The 2694-nt window shown below is 54.5% G+C and carries 1 protein-coding gene; it reads right to left on the reverse strand.

All coding sequences use genetic code 11. The features are described 5' to 3' along the window. Window positions 1-169: 169 nt before the first annotated feature. Window positions 170-2694 (reverse strand): DNA mismatch repair protein MutS (gene mutS, locus ABYW01_RS18820; protein WP_372835828.1); only part of this gene is annotated, 2525 nt, incomplete at its 5' end.

A 2694-nucleotide genomic window follows, 5' to 3' on the forward strand; every position in this document is an offset into this window, starting at 1 on the left:
CAATCAACAGGGCATACGTCAACGCAGTCGGTATATTTGCAGCGGATGCAGCTCTCGGTCACAACGTAAGCCATAGAGGGGTTCCTGCAGGATTGAATGGCGTGGTATCAGTATAGAAGAGAGACGGAGATGGGCGGTGGCAATGACCGCCCTGTATCAGGTACCTGTATCAGCTTATCGTGCTTTTGAGTTGATAGATCAGGTCCAGTGCCTGGCGCGGTGTTAAATCATCTGCTGAGACTTTTTCAAGTTGTTTGATGGCAGGATGTGGTGCGCTGCTGAACATATCACTTTGCTGGGGTGCCGGTATCGGTCTTGCCACTACCGTGTCTGCTGTTTGCAGATCGTTACTAGCGTCCTGCTCGAGCATAACCAGCTTTTCGCGCGCGTATTGAATAACGTGTTGAGGTACGCCGGCGAGTTGGGCCACTTGTAGGCCGTAGCTTTGGCTTGCCGGGCCTTCCTGAACCTCGTGCATAAACACAATATGGTCGTTGTGCTCGACGGCTGTCAGGTGCACATTGTGTACACCGGTCAGCTGTTCGGGAAGTGTTGTTAGCTCGAAGTAGTGGGTCGCAAACAGCGTAAATGCTTTTACCGACTGAGCGAGATATTCTGCACAGGACCAGGCCAGTGACAGCCCATCGAAGGTGCTGGTGCCGCGTCCTACTTCATCCATCAATACCAGACTGCGTTCGGTCGCATTGTGCAGGATATTGGCTGTTTCGGTCATCTCTACCATGAATGTCGACCGGCCACCGGCCAGATCATCAGAGGACCCCATCCGGGTAAAAATACGATCAACGATGCCGATGGTTGCGCTGTCTGCTGGCACATAGCTACCAATATGTGCCAGTAAGGTGATCAGTGCTGCCTGACGCATATAGGTGGACTTACCACCCATATTGGGTCCCGTAATGATGAGCATATGGCGCACGTGGTCGAGTTCAAGCTGGTTAGCCACGAAGGGTTCATCCAATACGCTTTCAACGACAGGATGACGGCCACCGCTTATATTGAGCTGGGATTCTTCGGTGAGTATCGGCGCACAATAGTTGAGTGTGTCGGAACGCTCGGCCAGGTTGCCCAGTACGTCCAGCTCAGACAGTGCCGCAGCACTGTCCTGAAGCGCAGGAAGTTGTTCTGCCACGGTTTCTATCAAGGCTTCGTACAGTGCTTTTTCGCGGGTCAGCGCGCGACTTTTGGCAGACAGAGCTTTGTCTTCGAACTCTTTCAGTTCGGGGGTGATAAAGCGCTCGGCGTTCTTAAGTGTCTGTCGCCGGATGTATTCGGCGGGTGCCTTGTCGGAGCTGGCACGACCAATTTCGATAAAATAGCCGTGAACACGGTTGTATCCGACTTTAAGTGTCGATATACCGGTACGCTCGCGTTCGCGTGTTTCCAGATCCACCAGATAGTTGCCCGCGTTTTCGGACAGGCCGCGCAGTTCATCCAGTTCCTCATCGTAGCCGCCGGCGATTACGCCCCCGTCTCTGACGATAACCGGTGGGTTTTCAATGACGGCTTTTCCTAACAGATCCGCGAGCATCGGAAACTCACTGATCAGCGCAGCCAGCTCCAGACTGCGAGCAGAATCCGTGTTCTGTAGCAGTGTCTGAAGTTCGGGCAAAATGGCGAGAGAGTTCTTCAGGCGTTCCAAATCTCGCGGCCGAGCGGAACGCAGCGCGATACGGGCGAGAATACGCTCCAGATCGCCAATATGTTTCAACAGGCCTTGCAGGGTTTCAAAACGATACTGTTCACGTTGCCAGCGGATGACATCCTGGCGTGCCAGCAGTACGGATCGATTGCGCAACGGTCGGTTAAGCCAGCGACGCAGTAATCGGCTTCCCATAGGGGTTTTGCAGCGATCCAGTACGGACGCAAGGGTGTTTTCCTTGCCACCACTGAGATTGATATCCAGCTCTAAATTTTTGCGTGTCGCGGCATCCAAAACCACGCTGTCACTGCGTGTTTCCACCTGAATACGACGAATATGCGGCAGCTCGGTGCGCTGGGTATCTTTGGCATACTGCAGCAAGCAACCGGCTGCGCTCACTGCCAGCTGCAGGTGGTCACAGCCAAACCCGCCCAGGTCTTGTACGTTGAACTGCTTGCACAGGAGGCGCTGAGCGGTTTCCGCTTCAAAGTGCCACGGCGCCTGCGGGCGCAAACCGCGCTTGCCGGCGAGTACGAGTGCCAGTGAACCTTCTTCGCTAATCAGTATCTCCGATGGACGCAGGCGTTCTATTTCACTCAGGAGAGGTTCTTCTCCCTCAACTTCAAGCAAGCTAAAGCGTCCGGAACTGATGTCGACGATGGCAATGCCGTAGTGTTCTTCCATGTTATGTACGGCGATCAGCAGGTTGTCGCTCTGTTCATCAAGCAGGGCTTCGTCGCTGATCGTGCCGGGCGTGACGATGCGTGCTACAGCACGTTCTACCGGACCTTTGCTGGTCGCCGGATCACCTATCTGTTCACAGATAACCACGGATTCGCCCGCGCGGACGATTTTAGCAACATAGCCTTCTGCGGCATGATACGGAATGCCGGCCATAGGAATGGGTTCGCCAGCAGATTTGCCGCGCGCGGTTAGAGAGATATCCAGCAGCTGCGCGGCTTTCTTAGCGTCGTCAAAGAACAGCTCATAGAAATCCCCCATACGGTAGAAAACCAGCTGGTCCGGATGCTGCG

The organism is Pontibacterium sp. (assembly GCF_041587635.1).
Classification (GTDB): Bacteria; Pseudomonadota; Gammaproteobacteria; order Pseudomonadales; family Balneatricaceae; genus Pontibacterium.